We start from the raw sequence: 17374 nt of genomic DNA on the forward strand, positions 1-17374 counted from the left end.
GGCGCCCCTCGGGGCGCCCTTACTGTTTCTGGTTTCTGCCCTTGTGCCATTACATCTGCGATCACGCCGCAGAACGACGCAGTATGCGATAGCTATACAGTACAAAGAACGGCGCGCCTGCCGCCAAATATAGATGATAGCTGACCAACCGCCACACCAGAACCGCTGCTGCGGCCTGCTCGCGCTCCATCAACGGCAACAACAGGCTTCCTACGCCCACCTCCGCAGCGCCCGCGCCGCCGGGCAGAAAACTAAATTGGCTGGCTGCCATCGCCAGCATCTGGGTCAAGAATGTCCACATCCAGTCCGCATGGCCACCTACTCCCAGTACTGCCAAATAGAGCAAGCTGTAGCGCATGAGCCAGTGCGCCGTCGTCAGCGCTAGCATGGCGATCAGTATACTGCGCGGGAGCTTAAGGGTGACCTTTAATGCATACCGACAGCGCAAGAGGCGCCGTACGAGCCAGCGTCGCTGATATCGGCTTGGCCATGGCGTGTTCACGCCGGGTGAGCGCAATAGGCTGGGTAGATAACGCATTACGACAATCACCAGCGCTGTCATGAACGCTAATCCTACCAGTGCCCACTGTACGAGCGATTGATGTGGCCATTGGGTGTCGCTTAGCATTGAAAAGAGCACCAGACCGCTCAGCATGGCCAGGAAGAAAAGTAAGTCGCAGCCTTGATCAATCAGGAACACCGCCGCGCCCTTGGCAGGCGGAAAACCGCGCCGTGCAAGCAACAACAACAGGGTTGCTGGGCCACCGCTGCCGCCTGGGGTGGCGCACAGGGCAAACTTGGACGCCAGTTCGATACCCAGGGCGCCGCGCTGACCAAGCCTGCCCGCACGGCCCCCCAGCATCAAACGTAGCCTTGTTGCATTCAGGTTCCAGCACAGAAAGGCCATCACCAGCATCAATAACAGCAGCCCAAGTGGGAAGTGTTTGACGCGCTGCAGTGCTTCAGCGCCACCCAGCCAAGCGGTGAGCACTAACGGTGCAATCAGCGCTAAGGCAATCATCACACCATGGATGGGTCGCCACTTCAGTAGCTGACGGCGACTAGTGGTGTTGGTGGAGTGCATACGGTTGGCTGCCGTGGCAAAGCTGCTGATAGTGCTCCAGCAGGGAATGCATGACACCATCCCAGTTGAAATGGCGCTCTACATGGCGGCGCGCATAGCGCCCACTGGCGGCGACATCATTACTGAACAGTGCCACACACGCCTCCGCCATGGCAACGGGGTCGAGCGGTTTGCATAAAATACCCGCCCCCAGCAGCACGTTTTCTGCCAGCGCCCCTGCGTTCGCTGCTATTACTGGAATGCCGCTTGCCATCGCTTCCTGAGCAATTAAGCCGAAGGTTTCGCGGGTGCCCGCATGTAACAGAGCATCGCTACTGGCCAGTGCCTTCGCGACCTCGTGGGCGCCACAGCAGCGATCCACGATGGTGACATTACTAGGTACGTGATGTGGCATGCCGGGGCCCATCAGCAGTAAATGGTAATCGCTACCTAGCTGACGCATCGTCGCCAGTAGCACATCTATATTTTTCTCGCGGGAATTGCGGCCCACAAAGATCAGCAGCTTTTTATCGCTGGGTATGCCCATGGTCTGTCGGAAGGCCGGGTCACACTGCTGGGGATTAAATTGCGCCAAATCGACGCCCAATGGCTGAACCCGAACGTTATCGACGCCCCAGTCATTCAGTCGATTCGCCATCGCGTTGCAGGGTGCCAGCACGCTATCAAATTGGCTATAAAGCGTCGTAACATAGCGGGTTAAGCGTTTTTCAACGTAGCACCCAAAGCGATCACCCATTAAGCGAGGAAGATCAGAGTGATAAAAGCCCACCACAGGCACGCCGAGACGTTGTCCCGCATCGAGCGCAGCCCAGGCCGTTACATAGGGGTCGCCAGCCTCTATCAGATCGGGCTTCAGATCAATCAGTACATCACGCCACGGAGAGCCGCGTAGCGGAAAGCGATAGCCTTGCCCCAAAGGAAGGTGTAACGCCGGTAGCGTGTGGTGATCGCCAAGACTATCCCGCTCCGCCCCCGGCACCAGCAGACTGGTACGCAGCTGTGGAATACGCGAGAAAACACGGTGTTTGGCCTGCAAATAGGTACGTACACCGCCGCTGGCGGGTGCATGGAACATCGTCACATCGGCAATGTGCAAGCTAACCTCCAACCACAAAGATTGTCATCGTTTCACCATAAAGGAGAAATAAGTCAGTTCAGCGACAGTTGAGCCAAGGCTGTTATTTCCTGCTAATCCCTCCCTTCCAGCCCTTTCGCTGATCACAAGCTAGTGAGTCGTGTTCGTCTGTTTATTGGTTGACTCTTGGTCAAGCTGGACTAGTATGACATCCATATGGATGGTGTATGGATTCCAAAAAGATGCCTTCTGGATGTTGGGTAGTTGTTTTAGCCCCATCGAAAGGTGTCCGGTGACCAAGCGCAACGAGGAACGACACATGAGCGTGCACGAACTGCGCCGCAAGAGCGGCGACTCCAGCGAGAAGATCACCATTAACCTGGGGGTCGTTGACCTGGGGCAGATCGACCTGCTGGTTCAGGAAGGCTTCTATTCCAACCGAACTGATCTGATACGCACCGCTATCCGCAATCAGTTGGTGACCCATGCCGAGGTCGTTAGAGAGACCGTTACCCGCAAGTCGTTTGTGCTCGGGCTTGAGCACTACAGTCGCACGGATCTGGAGGCCCTACAGTTGGCAGGGGAGAAATTGCAGATTCAGGTTCTGGGCATGGCCAGCATTGCCGATGACGTTACGCCGGAGTTAGCTCTTGCCACCATCGAGTCGGTGGTCGTACTGGGCGCACTACACGCCAGCAAAGCGGTCAAGGCCGCCCTGGCAGATCGAATCCACTGAATCACTCAATAGGGACATTGATCATGATCGACACCGCTATGTCGAAGCGAATGGAAGAAGCAACGCGACTCACCTGTGCGGGGAAACTGCATGAGGCCATGGCCCTCCTCCAGGGTGGCGCGCCCGAAGAGTGGCGTGAGAAAACGCCGGATAACGCTTACCGAGGTGGTAATACCTTCGATGGAACCTGGCAGGTTAGCGATAAAAAAGACACGGTAACTAAGCCAGCGTCAGAGGCCCTATCTCCTGATATCGGTCACACTCGTCAAACGAACACGGGCACCTTCACGACCGGTAGTTTCAGCAACCGCGTAGGCAGGCGTGATTACAAGCTGTATATCCCCAGCGGCTATCACGGACAAGCGCTGCCGCTAGTGGTTATGCTGCATGGCTGCACGCAGAATCCGGATGACTTCGCTGCTGGAACCGAGATGAACCGGCTGGCCGAAGAGCAGCTGTGTTGTGTGCTCTATCCGGCCCAGCCGATGACCGCCAACAACTCCAAGTGCTGGAACTGGTTCAAGGCCGAAGACCAGCAGCGTGAGGGCGGTGAACCAGAGATTTTGGCGGGCATGACTCGCCAGATCATTGACAACTATGAGCTCGATACCACCCGTGTCTATGTGGCAGGGCTCTCGGCAGGCGCCGCCATGGCGACCACTCTGGCGATGACCTACCCCGATCTCTTTGCGGCGGTAGGCGTGCACTCTGGGCTGCCCCACGGCGTGGCCAAGAGTCTACCCGAGGCCCTGGGGACCATGCAGGGAGGCACAGGGCCCCTGGGTGGCGGTAACAAAACAAAAGGAGCTGCGTGGGCGTCGGATGTGCCAGCCATTATCTTTCATGGCGACCGCGACACCACCGTACATCCCAGCAACGCGGATCGCGTGGCTGCCCAGTACAGCACATCGCGTCAAGCAGGGGCGACGGTAGAGAAGGGGAAGGTAGCCAATGGTCACGGCTACACCTGTACCACTTACCACAATGCCAAGGGCGAGCCGCACCTGGAGCTGTGGCAGGTACACGGGGCGGGCCACGCCTGGTCGGGAGGCAGCACTAAAGGAAGCTATACCGACCCGAAAGGCCCCGATGCCACCAAGGAAATGCTGCGTTTCTTCTTACAACACCGTCAAGCTGTTGCGTAGCGGTAGTAAACGAGAGCATACGGAGTGTTTTGCTCGTAAAGAAGCTATACCGCGAGGCCTTGCCATCACTATTGCTAACGCAAGTTAATACATTATTCGTGTTATTAATAGTTGTTATATGCATAGAGCTAAAGTTTATATTTTATATGCCGACAAACCTACCTCTCTTACTAATTAGGTAGTTTCCATGCTTTCACGATTCAAGATCGGTACACGGCTCGCACTGGCTTTTGGCTTGGTCTCGCTATTTCTTTTGGGTACTTTAATAGCGGGAATTATGGGCATCACCTTCACCAAAGATACTGCCCAAAAAACCTTGGACACGGAGGTAGCACTCGCAAGCAATGCCGCAGAAATTCAGCGTCTGGCATTGCAAGCGCGGCGTTTTGAAAAAGATATCTTCATCAATATCGACAGTAGCGATCGGGTAGCGGCTTACCAGCAAAGTTGGGCGGCGACCATCGAAGAAATACAGGCCGCCTTCCAGGCGGGTAGCCAAATTGCCGATAAAGATAGCCTCAATGCTTTGTACCAACAGGCAGGAAGCGCCCTCCAGGAGTATGAAGAGGGTTTTCTGTCAGTCTATCGCAAAATTGAATTAGGCAGTATTACCGAAACCTCTCAAGCCAATCTGGCTTTCGGTGAGCATAAAGAGAGTATCTACCAGCTTGAGGAGTTGGCTGATGAAATTAGCCTAGTGGCTGTTGAAGGGGTCAAGACGGCTAATGAGGCGATAAATGCCGAGTATCGTTTGGCTATTTGGCAGCTTTGTATTTTCGCGGGGGGGGCGTTGTTGATGGCGTTGGCGCTGGCAATTGCTATTACGCGTAGCATTGTATTGCCTTTGCGGAGAGCGGTTGAGGTTGCAAAGCGCGTTGCGGAAGGAGATTTGCGACACGATATCGTAACCACAGGACGTGATGAAACGGCTCAGTTATTAACCTCCATGGCCGAAATGAGTAAAGCGCTCACTACTCTGGTCGCATCACTACGTGACTCCAGCGAGAATGTCTTGAACGGAGCCAATGAGATTGCCCAAGGTGGGCAGGAGCTCGCCGCTCGCACTGAGCAGCAGGCAGCTGCCTTGCAGGAAACGGCTTCTAGTATGGAGGAGATGACGGCAACGGTTCGTCAGAATAGCGATTCAACCAAAGAGGCTGATGCGCTGGCCCATAATGCTTCACAACAGATGCAAAGTGGCGGTCAAGAAGTCTCCCGTAGCGTAGAGTTAATGCGCGAAGTAACAGCCGCATCGCTAAGCATGGATAAGATCGTTGAGGCCATCGATACGATTGCATTTCAAACCAATATCCTAGCTTTAAACGCCTCCGTTGAAGCGGCGCGTGCTGGTGATAAAGGCCGTGGGTTTGCAGTGGTCGCTACAGAAGTTCGTGCGCTCGCAAGCCGCAGTGCCGCTTCAGCAGGTGAAATACGCACCATGCTCGACGATACGCGTAGCAAAATAAAGCTATGTTCTGACCAAGCGGAGCGAGGCGCTGCGACCATTGGTGAGACGGAAGCAGTGATCCAGCGCTTAGCTATGTTGATGGTCGAGGTATCCTCTGCCACTCGGGAGCAAAGTAGTGGTATTGAGCAGATCAATACTGCTATTACTGAAATGGATTCTACCACTCAGCAAAACAGCACACTGGTTCAGCAATCGACTAATGCAGCATTTTCCTTGGAAGATCAGGCTGGGCGCCTGCGCGAGCTGGTAGCTGCCTTTCAAATAGATGAAGCTGTCGTGAAAAAGGCATCAGTGTACAATCCGGCAAAGGGCTTACCTTTGGCTTCAAGACAAACGGAGTTCTAAAAAGCTGATAACAGCAGCGGCGCCTTAAGAGTGCCGCTGCTGTTTATGGTCTACTAGAGTTTATTCATTAGGCTGTGCCATCAGGAAGCGAATCTCTCTGCGAACTTCGTTGAACACTACGCGCAGCAGACCGGCCAATTTTTAACGCTATTCGTCTTCGGTCCGGATAACCCCTCTGCGTCATTAATTACCACTCTGCTGCGATCGCTGAGAATAAATGCTGTTGGCATAAACGCCTAGGCTCCTGAAAGTGTTCGATGAGCTGCAGGTGAAGTAAATCCTCATAAATCGAGCGTTCTTCGATTTGAGACTGTCATTAGGCTGTTGGCAAAATTCATGTCATGCATATAGATGAAAAAGCAGGAGTATCTAAACAGGTACTCCTTTTTTTGCTTTATTGGATGAAAAAAATAGTACTGCAGACTAGATTTTTAACCCGCCCCTATCCTTGACAGTAAAAGCTGTGTCTCTTATTTTGATAATGTAACTTTTGGTAATTTTTATGTTTCACGGTGTAATTGAAAGAGTTGTGGCTTTTTATTAGGTCAATTATCAAAAGGATAATTTTAATTATAATGCGTAAATTATTTAATTCGCTTTAAAAGCTAATGTTTGAGCTTGGTGTCGTTACTTTGAGAATCTTGCTTTTTTACTTATCAAAACAGAGTTAAAAGATTCGTTGGGCCTGCCTTAAGTTATATCGAATTTGATAGTAGCAATAATTTATTTATTTAAAGAATTTTTGTTTTACCTGCTGGATACGGCCTACATAAGAAAAACTCACTATTTTTTAGCCAGTAATGTGCAGTGCAAGTAGGTATGAAAAAATAAAGATTAAATAAGCTTGAAAATAAGAACATAGGGAAACTTGGTTAATTGACAATAATGGCGAGGTAGTATTTTGAAAATCTTGGTCATAGGGAATATGGGGTATGTTGGCTCCGTTGTGGTGCGAGAGTTAGCCTTACGTCACCCATCTGCCACTCTTCATGGGTACGACGCTGCCTACTTCGCACACTGCTTAACGGGCGCCGAACTACTTCCTGAGCGTTATCTCGCTCAGCAGTTTATGGGGGATGTACGAGATATTCCGACTGACTTCTTTAAAGGTTATACGGCGGTGGTTCAGCTGGCGGCGATTTCCAATGACCCCATGGGAGACCGCTTTGCCGCAGTGACCGCTGAGGTTAATCAGCAGGCGACGGTTGATATTGCCAAGGCAGCGGCTCAGGCGGGGGTAGAGAACTTCGTTTTTGCCTCAAGCTGCAGCATTTATGGCGTCGCTTTAGGGGCTCCGCGCAGTGAGTTAGATCCTGTGGCTCCCGTTACCGCCTATGCCTGCTCGAAAATAGCAGCTGAAGAAGCTTTAGCCAGCATTGAGGGCGACATGGTGATTACCTGTTTACGCTTTGCGACTGCCTGCGGGATGTCAGAGCGTTTACGGCTGGATCTGGTGCTCAATGATTTCGTTGCCTGTGCCTTAAGTCAGCAACATATTACCGTACTTAGCGATGGGTCTCCCTGGCGACCCTTGATCGACGTCTCAGATATGGCCAGAGCTATCGACTGGGCAGTACAGCGCAAGCCTGAAAACGGCGGGCGCATACTCAATATCAATACCGGATCGAACGAACGTAATCATCAAGTACGAGATTTAGCCACTGCAGTGGCCAAGGCCGTTCCCGGCACCACGCTGAGTATCAATACCCAAGCCCCGGCGGACAGCCGTTCCTACCAAGTGGATTTCAACCTGTTTGCCAAATTGGCCCCCGAACACCAACCGCAAACGACGCTTCTGGATTCGATCATGGGGTTGATCAATGGGCTCACAAGTATGGAATTTTCTGATGCCCAGTTCCGAGCCTCACGCTATATGCGTTTGCATGCTCTACAGGGGCATATCACTGCAGGACGCCTATCTGAAAACCTGCGCTGGCGAATTTGTGATGCCAACACCCCGGGTACTTTGCCTGCTGCTACCCACGTAAACCTTGAGGCCTGAAACGGAGGCTAGACTATGAAAGTCGCAATTTTCGCGGGAGGGTTTGGAACCCGCTTAAGTGAAGAAACAGCGATTCGCCCCAAGCCCATGGTGGAAGTGGGTGGTCGGCCGATCCTTTGGCATATCATGAAGATGTACGCCCACCATGGCTTAAAAGAATTTATTGTCCTGGGTGGCTATAAGGTGGAGCACATTCGCGACTATTTTCTCAATTATCGCGGCAATCGAACCGATTACACTATTGACCTGAAGACAGGTAACGTTGACTGGCTTCAGAGCGTCAATGATGACTGGAAAATCACCGTGTTGGATACAGGCGCTGATGCCATGACAGGAGGGCGTCTCAAAAAGGCCATGCCTCTGCTGGCAGATGAACCTTTCTGTTTGACTTATGGCGATGGGTTGAGTGATCTGAATATTAATGCCTTGATCGATTCACATCTGGCTTCGAAAAATTGGTGCACCCTGACGGCAGTAACGCAGCCGGGCCGCTACGGTGCGCTACGTTTGAAAGAGGGCAATAGCCAGGTAGAAGGCTTTCGTGAAAAGGGCGAAATAGATGGAGGGCTGATCAATGGCGGCTTCTTCGTCTGTAATCCAGAAGTGTTCGAGACGATCGACGATAGCCAGACCGTATGGGAAAACGAGCCCATGAACCGGATGATTGAGATGGGGAAATTGGGCTACTTCCATCATAACGGTTACTGGCAAAGCATGGATACGCTGAGAGACAGAATGGTGCTTGAGACCGCCTGGGCAGAAGGTGCCCCCTGGAAGCTCTGGAAGGAATGAACCATCAATGATTATTGTTGATACAGCGCTTGCCCAACGAGAGGCGCAGGGTAATCCCATTCGAGTGGGGATGGTCGGGGCGGGGTTCCAAGCGGGCGGTATCGGTCTGCAGATTATGACCGCTACGCCTGGGATGCGCCTTTGTGCTATTGCCAATCGTCATTTGGATGCAGCGATCAAGGTCTTCCAGCAAACCGGGATTGAGCCAGTCGGCTGTGAGACTCAGCAGGAACTTGAAGCGGCGATCGCGGCTGGGCGACCGGCAGTCACCGAGGATGCCGTGGCACTGGCGCGCGCAGAGGGATTGGATGCAATTATTGAAGTCACTGGCTCGTTGGAGTTCGCGGCGCATGCCGTCCTGGCGGCGCTGGAAAGTGGTAAAGACGTCATTCAAATGAACGCGGAACTCGACGGTACGATCGGCCCCATCTTGAAAGTGAAAGCCGATGCGGCAGGGGTTGTCTACAGCTTTGCCGATGGCGACCAGCCTGGTGTGCAGATGAATCTCTATCGGTTTGTCGCCGGGCTAGGTATTAAGCCGGTGCTGTGTGGCAACATTAAAGGCTTGCATGACCCATATCGTAACCCTGCTACCCAGGAAAGTTTTGCCAAACGCTGGGGGCAAAAGCCGGCAATGGTGGCCTCTTTTGCTGATGGCACCAAGATATCGTTCGAACAGGCGATCGTCGCCAATGGCACCGGCATGCAAGTGGCTCAGCGCGGTATGCTTGGCCCTGATTTCTCTGGTGGTGTAGCCGGTGGGCCCTTAGTGCCCATCGAGCAGACGGTATCGGCGTTTGAGCCCTACCTGAACCCGAAGGGGCCGGGGCTGGTTGATTATGTTGTTGGGGCACGGCCGGGGCCGGGCGTATTTGTGCTGGGGACGACCGACAGCCCCCGTCAGCGCCACTATCTCGAACTCTACAAGCTGGGCGAGGGGCCTTATTACTGTTTCACAACACCTTACCATCTGTGCCATTTCGAAGTACCCACGTCCGTTGCCCGCGCCGTGCTGTTCCGTGATCCCGTGTTATCCCCCATAGAGGGCCCCAGGGTGGGCGTCATCGCCATAGCCAAAAAAGCTTTGCGGGAGGGCGATACAATTGAAGAATTCGGTGGCTTCGAAGTCTATGGGGTAGCGGAAAACATCGAGGTGATACGCAGGGATCGGCTGTTACCTATCGGGCTAGCGCTGGGCTGCCAGGTGGTGGGCCATGTGGAAAAGGATGCAGCGCTGACCTTTGATGATGTGCGTATACCGTCCAGGCGGCTGATCGACCGCCTATATTCTGAACAGGAAGCCATGTTTGCCCTGGAATTGACGTCTGGTGTCGCTACTACGTTCACGGAGTAAGAGATGCATTTTCATCAAACGAACCTCAAGGATGCCCGCCTGATAGAGCTTGAGCCACGTGGTGATGAACGCGGTTTTTTTGCTCGTACCATGTGCCGTGCAGAGTTTGAGCGCCATGGCCTGCTGAGTGACTTCGTGCAGCAGAATACCTCCTTTTCTGCTCAACGAGGCACCTTAAGGGGGTTGCATTATCAGCGGCAGCCCCATGCCGAGGCCAAACTGGTGCGCTGCATTCGAGGCGCGATTGTCGATGTCATCGTGGATATCCGTAAAGATTCGGAAACCTACTTGCACCATCAGTTATTTGAATTAACCGATGCGAACCGGCACCAGCTGTATGTACCGCCAGGCTTTGCGCACTCCTTTCAGACGCTGACCGACGATGTTGAAGTCAGCTATCTGGTCTCGGCTGCCTATCATCCCGAGGCTGAAAGTGGTTTGCGCTATAACGATGAACGTCTCGCGATTGAGTGGCCGATTCCCCCCACGGTGGTGTCTGAAAAAGACGCTAGCTGGCCCTTAATCAGTGAGCGAAACGAAGCGCTTTTTTGACTACTTGCGAATAGCTAGTAACGAATCCAGATATCAACCAAACACACTAAAAAAGGGGCAGCGTGATCGCTGCCCCTTTGAATAATGCCTAGCTATTACCTACCCGTCAATTGGCAGGCTTTGCCACTAGCGAGCGAGTCTCTTCGCGCGCTTCAGTGAGCACTATACGCAGCGGATCGCCAAGTTTGTACCGCTCTTCACCCTCGATCTGGATACGCCCCTCTTTGTCGTCAATGACCACTTTGCTGCGGTCACTGTGCATCAAGGGCGCGGGCACAAACGCCGTTGCGCCGTTTTCCACCAGACGAACACGCATGCCGCCACGGTTGATGGCCATGATTTCGGCCTCAAACGTATCCTGGTTCTGCGCAGCGGGCGTCAGGTAACGCACGTAGAGCCAGTCTTTCACGTCGCGCTCGGCCATACGGTTCAGGCGGCGGCGTTCCGTCAGTTGCTCGGTGAGCTGCTGGGTCGCTTCGGCGGGGGCCTGTTCGCCTTTCAACACGCGTTTGATCAGGCGGTGGTTGACCATATCGCCATACTTACGAATTGGCGACGTCCAGGTAGCGTAGGCGGCTAGGCCCAGGCCAAAGTGCGGGCCGGGCTGGGCCGACATGCTGGTAAACCCCTGGAAGCGCCGCAGGCGCGCATCCAGCCAGGCGTCATCGCGGCTTTCCAGCGCACGCTTAAGCTCGGTGTAGCGGGCAAGCTCGGTGAGCGCTTCGCGCTCAACCACGATCTCCTGACCTGCCAGGAACTCCTGGGCGGCTTCGGCTTTTTCGGGCTCGAATGCACGGTGCACGTTAAAGATACCGTGGCCGATATGCTGGGCCAGGAAGTCCGCGCAGCAGGCGTTGGCCACAATCATCGATTCTTCGATCATACGGTTGGCAATGCGGCGCTCTTCGGTGCGCACCGCTAATACGTTACCGGCGGGATCGAGATCAAACACGTAGTCGGGGCGGTCTTTAAACACCAGCGCGTGTTCATTGCGCCAAGCGGTACGCGCTTCGGTCAAATCACGCAGCGCAGTAAGCTGCTCGGCGATCTCATCCGCGGGTGCCCAGTCGCCTTGACCTTCGATCCAGTCGGAGACGTTGTCGTAAACGAGCTTGGCGTGAGATTTAACGTTCGCCGCAAAAAAGCGGTAATCGCCCATGCTGCCGTCAGTATTAATATCCAGCGTACAGGCCAGCGCGGGGCGCTCCTTGTCTTCCCACAACGAGCAGAGATCATCCGCTAGCTGCTCTGGCAGCATAGTGACGTTTTGGCCGGGCAGGTAAACGGTAAAGGCGCGAGTGCGGGCTTCTAAATCAGCCGCATGGCCCTCTTCCACATAAGCGGTGGGGTCGGCAATCGCTACGCTCAACCGCCAGCCGCCTTCCGCACGAGTAGCCACATGCAGCGCATCATCCATATCGCGGGTCTTCTCACCATCAATGGTGAAGAAGTGCGTGGACGTTAAATCTTCGCGAGTCAAGCCTTCATCGATCAGCGGCCAGTCGGTGCCTGCATCGGGGCACTCTTGCTCCAGCGCATGGCGTGCAAGTGTGACGCGCCAGGGCACTGCCGGATCATCGCTTTTCGCGACCAGCTCATCAATCTGGGCAAAGAAAGCGCGGTCATCGGCTTTTAGCGGATGGCGTACCAAGCGGGCAACGACCCAGTCACCGTCAGCAAAGGAGTCTTCGTCAAGGCTGTTCTTAATCCGTGCCTTGATAACGTTTTTAATCGACGGATGGTCGGGTACCACGGACAGGCGGCCTTCGCGCTTTTGCACGCGTGAAACAAACCGATCCAGCCCAGCTTCAATCAGCTTTTCAGGCTCAACGGATTTTTTGTCACCGTTCTCGTGGATAACCGCTTCTACACGGTCACCGTGAAGCACTTGCTTCATGGCGGGCGGCGGCACGAAATAGGACTCACCGTCGTCGGTTTCGAGAAACCCGAAACCTTTGTCAGTAGCTTTGATCACCCCTTCAGCGCGGGGGGTGGTTTGACGAATCTGTTGCTTGAGCTGGGCAAGCATGGCGTTGTTCTGAAGCATGAGCTCGATCAGTTGGCGAGAGTTAGGGTGCCACTATACGGATTCCCGCAGGCTGCGCCAATCGTCGCTATGCGAAGTTGACCCCGGTGACGGCGCGTCAAAGGCTTACATGCGTTCAAGGGAATCGGTTAAGCTAAATGCTCATACTCATGGAGCGCGCTATGACACCTCGCCTGATTGTTTCTGATCTGGATGGAACCCTATTAGGAAGCGACCATGCCCTGCACGAAAGCACCAAAGAGGTACTGCGGGCATTGGTGAAGCAAGGCCATCATGTCGCGCTCGCCTCGGGGCGCCACTACCATGATATGAAGGTGTTTCGTGATCAGTTGGATATTCCCGCGCACTTGATCAGCACCAACGGTGCCTATGTGCACGACCCGGAAGATGCTTTGCTGGCGGCTAATCACCTTGTGCCTGAACATGCCAAGACGCTAATAGGTCTTCCGCGTCCGCCTCAAGTACGGCTTAACCTTTATAGCGAAAGCGGCTGGCATATAGATGCAGAGGCCCCGCACTTATTATCACTTCACGCCTCCACTGGGTTTGGGTATGAAGTCTTGCCGCCCGCGCAAATGGACACTAACGGTGTAGGCAAAGTGCTCTATCTCGGCGACCCAAATGCACTAAAACAGCTAGAAGCCCAGGCGCAAGAAGCCCACGGCGACGAGCTACATATCACTTACTCCACGATTGATTCTTTGGAGATCATGGCCGGTGGGGTCAATAAGGGCGTGGCGCTGTCATCACTGCTGGAACGCTTGGGCTTAACGCCCGCAGATTGCCTAGCGTTTGGCGATAATCTTAACGATATCGAAATGCTCGATTTAGCAGGGGAGGCCCAGGTAATGGCCAATGCTCACCCTGCGCTATTTGATCGTGTCACCAGCGCTGAGCGTATTGGCCATCATGGTGAGGCCGCCGTTGCCCAGTGGCTGAAAAAGCGCTTTGGGCTTTAAGCGCCAACTAGCGCGTGGTTTTCATCAACAATTAGCGCTAATGCAACCTTGGTCGTATCGCTATTGCTACTGCTTGGCCCCTCGACCATCATCAAGGCCCAATAACGACAATAGCGTAGGGCTGAACCCGCTGCGATGACGACAACCCCTGCTACTTTGATTGTGGTCGACGATGACCCGGAAATTTGTGAATTGCTCGCGGACTACCTGGGGCGCCACGGCTATCGGGTATTCACAGCGGACGGCGCGCAGGCGTTGCACCTTCTGCGTGCTGAACACGCCCCCGACTTGCTGATTGTCGATTTAATGCTGCCTGGTGACGACGGCTTTACCATCTGCCGAGACGTTCGAAAGCACAGCGATGTGCCGATAATAATGCTTACTGCCAGTGCCGATGAGACCGACCGCATTCTGGGTCTGGAGCTGGGTGCTGATGACTACTTAGGCAAGCCGTTTAATCCCCGCGAATTGCTGGCGCGCATCAAAGCGGTACTGCGACGCACCCGCTGTGCTCCGCCAGAGTTGCCTGCGGGGCAGGTGCGCTGGGTCAGTTTTGGTAATTGGCAACTCGACCGCATGACCCGCGAGTTGATTGACCTGCAGGGCGAGCGCGCCGCTCTTTCAGGGGCTGATTTTCAGCTATTGCAGGTGTTTTTAGAGCATCCGGCGAAGGTGCTCACTCGGGATGATCTATACGCGCTTACCCGTGGGCGGGACGCGCCGCCGCTTGATCGCTCCATTGATGTCCACGTTTGCCGCCTGCGCCAACGGCTGGGTGAAGATGCCCAGCACTCTCAACTGATTCGAACGGTGCGCGGGGCAGGCTATGTGTTAACCGCCCAAGTAGATGCATTAACGTGAGACGTGTGGAGTGGGCAACCATTCGTCGATGGCTGGCCCGCTGGCTGCCGGCTTCGCTGCGCGGGCGCTTTGTGATCATTATGATCGCCGGAGTGCTTGTCGCCCAAGGGGCCAGCTACGCGATCTGGACTTCCCAGGTGCGCTCCAGCCACTTGGCACAGCTTGATGAGCTGTCCACCAATATGGCGTTTAGCATCGCCTCCACCATGAAGTTTTTCCGCTCACTGCCCGTTGACTACCGCCATATTGTGCTGGATCAGCTGCGTAATATGGGGGGCACGCGCTTTTTTGTTAGCGTCAACGAACGCAGGCTGGCCATCGACGATATCGGCTCGGGGCCGGAAAAACAGGTGGTGGTGAACAATGTGCGCTCGGTGCTCACCCAGCAGCTCAATATTGACGACGTGATTGTCGAGTTCTCCCGCCCGGAAAACCTGCGAGTGCTCAATAACGAGGTACTGCTTTACGATCTGCCGCCCCGCTGGGGGCAGCACAGCCTGCTGATGGAACCGCTCTCGCCACCGATTCTAGTGGTTCAGCTGGAGCTTGCCCCAGGCACCTGGCTGTATGTCGCCACGCTGCTGGGCGTACCGGATATTTTCAGCGGTTATCGCTGGCTCTCTGAAGAGCGCTTGCTGGTCGGGTTGCTGGTGCTGCTGAGTGTGCTGGCGCTTTCGCTGTTAGGAATTACCAGCGTGACCCGACCATTGGCGCGGCTTTCACGGGCAGCGAATCAGTTGGGCGATGACTTGGATATGCCACCATTACGGGAGAGTGGCCCCAAAGAAGTGGCCGCCACCGCCGCGGCGTTCAATCGTATGCAGCGGCGTATTCGCGAGCAGATTGAGGAGCGAGAACGGCTGTTTTCGGCGATTTCCCATGATTTAAAGACCCCCTTAACCCGCATGCGCCTGCGCGCCGAGATGCTCGATGACGACTATCAGCGCGAGCGTTTTTGCGCCTCACTGGATGAGCTGGACAGCTTGGTTAAAGGCGCCTTGGCCTCGGTAAAAGGCTTAGATCTGCATGAGGAGCCCGAGCCCGTTAATCTAACGCACCTACTTGAAGAGCTGGCCGAAGAGCTTAGCCTTCAGGGCGGTAAGGTCACTATCGAGATTAAAAGCGGTCACCCCACTGCAACTCTGATTGCCAAGCCGCTGGCGCTTAAGCGCTGTCTGGCCAACCTGCTTGAGAACGCGGTGTTCTATGGCAAGCAGGCGGATGTGGAACTCGTTGATCACGGTAATGCGGTCACCATGGGTATTCGTGACCACGGCCCAGGTATACCCGAAGAGCAGTTGGGGCGGGTGTTTTCGCCCTTTGTTCGCCTGGAACCCTCACGCAGCCGACATACTGGTGGTAGCGGCCTCGGGTTGGGCATTGCTCGGCACATTGCCCGTGCCCATGGCGGCGATATCACGCTCGCCAACCATGCTGATGGAGGGCTGGCGGTGACTCTCTCGCTACCCCGCCAGGAAACTATTACAGGTTTGTAATAAAACCCCAACACTATGCAGTACTCGGTAACTCCCGTTGACGCTCACCTTGGCGTAACCTCTTGGATGTCGAACGTCCGAGAGGACAATAACAATATAAGGAGTTACTCCATGTCGACGTTAAAGAAGACGACCCTCGCGCTTGCTCTGGCAGGTGCCACGCTAGCCACCACCGCTCAAGCGAATGAAGTTGAAGTGCTGCACTGGTGGACTTCCGGTGGTGAAGCTCGCGCCGCCAACGTGCTTAAAGAGTTAATGGAAGCTGAAGGCTACGGTTGGCAGGACTTTGCCGTGGCAGGCGGCGGCGGTGAGACCGCCATGACGGTGCTTAAATCTCGCGCCATGTCGGGCAACCCGCCCTCCGCCGCCCAAATCAAAGGCCCCGAAATTCAGGAGTGGGGTGAGCTTGGCTTGCTCGGTGACCTGAACGGCGTTGCCGATGCGGAAGGCTGGGATGAACTGCTGCCGGAAGTCGTGGCCGATATCATGCGTCACGACGGCCAATACGTGGCGGTACCCGTCAACGTGCACCGGGTAAACTGGTTGTGGGCCAACCCGGAAGTGCTTGAAGCAGCAGGGGTTGAGATGCCTACCACGCTGGATGAGCTATTCGAGGCAGGTGAGGCTATCCGAGCAGCGGGCTTCGTACCGCTGGCTCATGGCGGCCAATCCTGGCAGGACGCGACGGTCTTCGAAAGCGTGCTGTTAGGTGGTCAGGGTAGCGAGTTTTATCAGCAGGCATTGGTAGAGCTAGACCCTGAAGCCCTGGGCGGCGAACAAATGATCGATGCCCTTGAGAACTTTAAGCGTACCCGCGAGCTGATGGATGAAGGCATGCCCGGGCGCGACTGGAATGTCGCTACTGCCATGGTGATTGAGGGAGTGGCTGGGTTTCAGCTCATGGGCGATTGGGCCAAAGGGGAGTTCACCGCGGCTGGATTGACCGCCGGGGAAGATTACCTCTGTGCGGCAGCGCCGGGCACCGAAGATGCGTTCACCTTCAATATCGATAGCCTGGCCATGTTCCGGGTCACCGACGACGAGGAGCGCGAAGCGCAGCAAGCGTTAGCCCGTCTGGTGCTTGAGCCTACTTTCCAGGAAGCGTTTAACCTTGCCAAAGGCTCGATTCCTGCGCGGCCTGATCTGGACATGAGCGAATTCGATAGCTGTGCCCAGCAGTCGTTGGCTGATTTCCAGCGTACCGCTGAAGAGGGTGGCCTAGTGCCCAGTATGGCTCACGGTATGGCCGTACGTGCGGATATACAGGGTGCCATTTTTGATGTGGTTACCAACTACTTCAACGACGCCGATATGCCTGCTGAAGAAGCGGCAGAACGTATGGTGAGCGCTGCCGAAGCGGCCTCTTTCTAGGCTTTTCTAGCGTTAGCGTTCTTCAGGCGCCGCCGCAACGGCGGCGCCTTCGTTGCTTGGCAAGGATACTTCTCCATGAGAGATTCC

General features: G+C 54.9%; 14 protein-coding genes. 11 read left to right on the top strand and 3 right to left on the bottom strand.

Going from position 1 to position 17374, the window contains the following annotated elements:
- Nucleotides 1–61: 61 nt before the first annotated feature.
- Nucleotides 62–1084, bottom strand: coding sequence for a glucosaminyl phosphatidylglycerol flippase (gene gpgF / locus HZU72_RS12065; RefSeq protein ID WP_180092173.1), 1023 nt, complete (start codon nt 1082–1084; stop codon nt 62–64).
- Nucleotides 1062–2180 (bottom strand): N-acetylglucosaminyl phosphatidylglycerol synthase, encoded by a 1119-nt coding sequence (gene gpgS, locus HZU72_RS12070; RefSeq protein WP_180092176.1) that lies wholly within the window; start codon nt 2178–2180, stop codon nt 1062–1064. The genes gpgF and gpgS overlap by 23 nt, the downstream gene beginning before the upstream one ends.
- 298 nt (nt 2181–2478) lie before the next feature.
- Here gpgS and HZU72_RS12075 point away from each other — a divergent pair, with 298 nt between their 5' ends.
- The 7 genes from HZU72_RS12075 to rfbC all read left to right on the top strand — a co-directional run bounded on the left by HZU72_RS12075 (nt 2479) and on the right by rfbC (nt 10553).
- Nucleotides 2479–2895 (top strand): ribbon-helix-helix domain-containing protein, encoded by a 417-nt coding sequence (locus HZU72_RS12075; RefSeq protein WP_180092179.1) that lies wholly within the window; start codon nt 2479–2481, stop codon nt 2893–2895.
- Nucleotides 2896–2918: 23 nt separating this feature from the next.
- On the top strand, nt 2919–4040 hold the full coding sequence (locus HZU72_RS12080; RefSeq protein WP_180092182.1) for an extracellular catalytic domain type 1 short-chain-length polyhydroxyalkanoate depolymerase: 1122 nt from the start codon (nt 2919–2921) through the stop codon (nt 4038–4040).
- 187 nt (nt 4041–4227) lie between these two features.
- Nucleotides 4228–5853 (top strand): methyl-accepting chemotaxis protein, encoded by a 1626-nt coding sequence (locus tag HZU72_RS12085; protein WP_180092186.1) that lies wholly within the window; start codon nt 4228–4230, stop codon nt 5851–5853.
- 901 nt (nt 5854–6754) lie between these two features.
- Nucleotides 6755–7855, top strand: coding sequence for an NAD-dependent epimerase/dehydratase family protein (locus tag HZU72_RS12090; RefSeq protein ID WP_180092189.1), 1101 nt, complete (start codon nt 6755–6757; stop codon nt 7853–7855).
- A 15-nt stretch (nt 7856–7870) separates the two neighbouring features.
- Entirely contained in the window at nt 7871–8647 is a 777-nt protein-coding gene (rfbF, locus tag HZU72_RS12095; RefSeq protein ID WP_180092192.1) for a glucose-1-phosphate cytidylyltransferase, read from the top strand.
- 7 nt (nt 8648–8654) lie between these two features.
- Entirely contained in the window at nt 8655–10001 is a 1347-nt protein-coding gene (locus HZU72_RS12100) for an NAD(P)H-dependent oxidoreductase (RefSeq protein ID WP_180092195.1), read from the top strand.
- A 3-nt stretch (nt 10002–10004) separates the two neighbouring features.
- Entirely contained in the window at nt 10005–10553 is a 549-nt protein-coding gene (rfbC, locus tag HZU72_RS12105; protein ID WP_180092199.1) for a dTDP-4-dehydrorhamnose 3,5-epimerase, read from the top strand.
- 106 nt (nt 10554–10659) lie between these two features.
- On the opposite strand, the gene HZU72_RS12110 is transcribed toward rfbC, so the two are convergent.
- Nucleotides 10660–12600, bottom strand: a complete 1941-nt coding sequence (locus HZU72_RS12110; protein WP_180092202.1) for an exoribonuclease II — start codon at nt 12598–12600, stop codon at nt 10660–10662.
- A 161-nt stretch (nt 12601–12761) separates the two neighbouring features.
- Here HZU72_RS12110 and HZU72_RS12115 point away from each other — a divergent pair, with 161 nt between their 5' ends.
- From HZU72_RS12115 to HZU72_RS12130, 4 genes are all read left to right on the top strand, one after another.
- Entirely contained in the window at nt 12762–13559 is a 798-nt protein-coding gene (locus HZU72_RS12115) for an HAD family hydrolase (protein WP_180092205.1), read from the top strand.
- 135 nt (nt 13560–13694) lie between these two features.
- Complete coding sequence (locus HZU72_RS12120; protein WP_180092208.1) at nt 13695–14420, top strand: response regulator; 726 nt, start codon at nt 13695–13697, stop codon at nt 14418–14420.
- Entirely contained in the window at nt 14417–15916 is a 1500-nt protein-coding gene (locus tag HZU72_RS12125) for an ATP-binding protein (protein ID WP_180092211.1), read from the top strand. Before HZU72_RS12120 ends, HZU72_RS12125 begins: the two co-directional genes overlap by 4 nt.
- A 111-nt stretch (nt 15917–16027) precedes the next feature.
- Nucleotides 16028–17287: an ABC transporter substrate-binding protein gene (locus HZU72_RS12130; RefSeq protein ID WP_180092214.1), complete on the top strand. Its 1260-nt coding sequence runs from the start codon at nt 16028–16030 to the stop codon at nt 17285–17287.
- Nucleotides 17288–17374: the final 87 nt, after the last annotated feature.

The sequence above is a fragment of the Vreelandella sedimenti genome (assembly GCF_013416325.1).
GTDB lineage: Bacteria > Pseudomonadota > Gammaproteobacteria > Pseudomonadales > Halomonadaceae > Vreelandella > Vreelandella sedimenti.

Coding starts and splice junctions, on each gene's coding strand:
- rfbC (WP_180092199.1), top strand. CDS start 10,005: ATGCATTTTCATCAAACGAACCTCAAGGATGCCCGCCTGATAGAGCTT.
- HZU72_RS12120 (WP_180092208.1), top strand. CDS start 13,695: ATGACGACAACCCCTGCTACTTTGATTGTGGTCGACGATGACCCGGAA.
- HZU72_RS12100 (WP_180092195.1), top strand. CDS start 8,655: ATGATTATTGTTGATACAGCGCTTGCCCAACGAGAGGCGCAGGGTAAT.
- rfbF (WP_180092192.1), top strand. CDS start 7,871: ATGAAAGTCGCAATTTTCGCGGGAGGGTTTGGAACCCGCTTAAGTGAA.
- HZU72_RS12115 (WP_180092205.1), top strand. CDS start 12,762: ATGACACCTCGCCTGATTGTTTCTGATCTGGATGGAACCCTATTAGGA.
- HZU72_RS12110 (WP_180092202.1), bottom strand. CDS start 12,600: ATGCTTCAGAACAACGCCATGCTTGCCCAGCTCAAGCAACAGATTCGT.
- gpgF (WP_180092173.1), bottom strand. CDS start 1,084: ATGCACTCCACCAACACCACTAGTCGCCGTCAGCTACTGAAGTGGCGA.
- HZU72_RS12085 (WP_180092186.1), top strand. CDS start 4,228: ATGCTTTCACGATTCAAGATCGGTACACGGCTCGCACTGGCTTTTGGC.
- HZU72_RS12130 (WP_180092214.1), top strand. CDS start 16,028: ATGTCGACGTTAAAGAAGACGACCCTCGCGCTTGCTCTGGCAGGTGCC.
- HZU72_RS12075 (WP_180092179.1), top strand. CDS start 2,479: ATGAGCGTGCACGAACTGCGCCGCAAGAGCGGCGACTCCAGCGAGAAG.
- HZU72_RS12080 (WP_180092182.1), top strand. CDS start 2,919: ATGATCGACACCGCTATGTCGAAGCGAATGGAAGAAGCAACGCGACTC.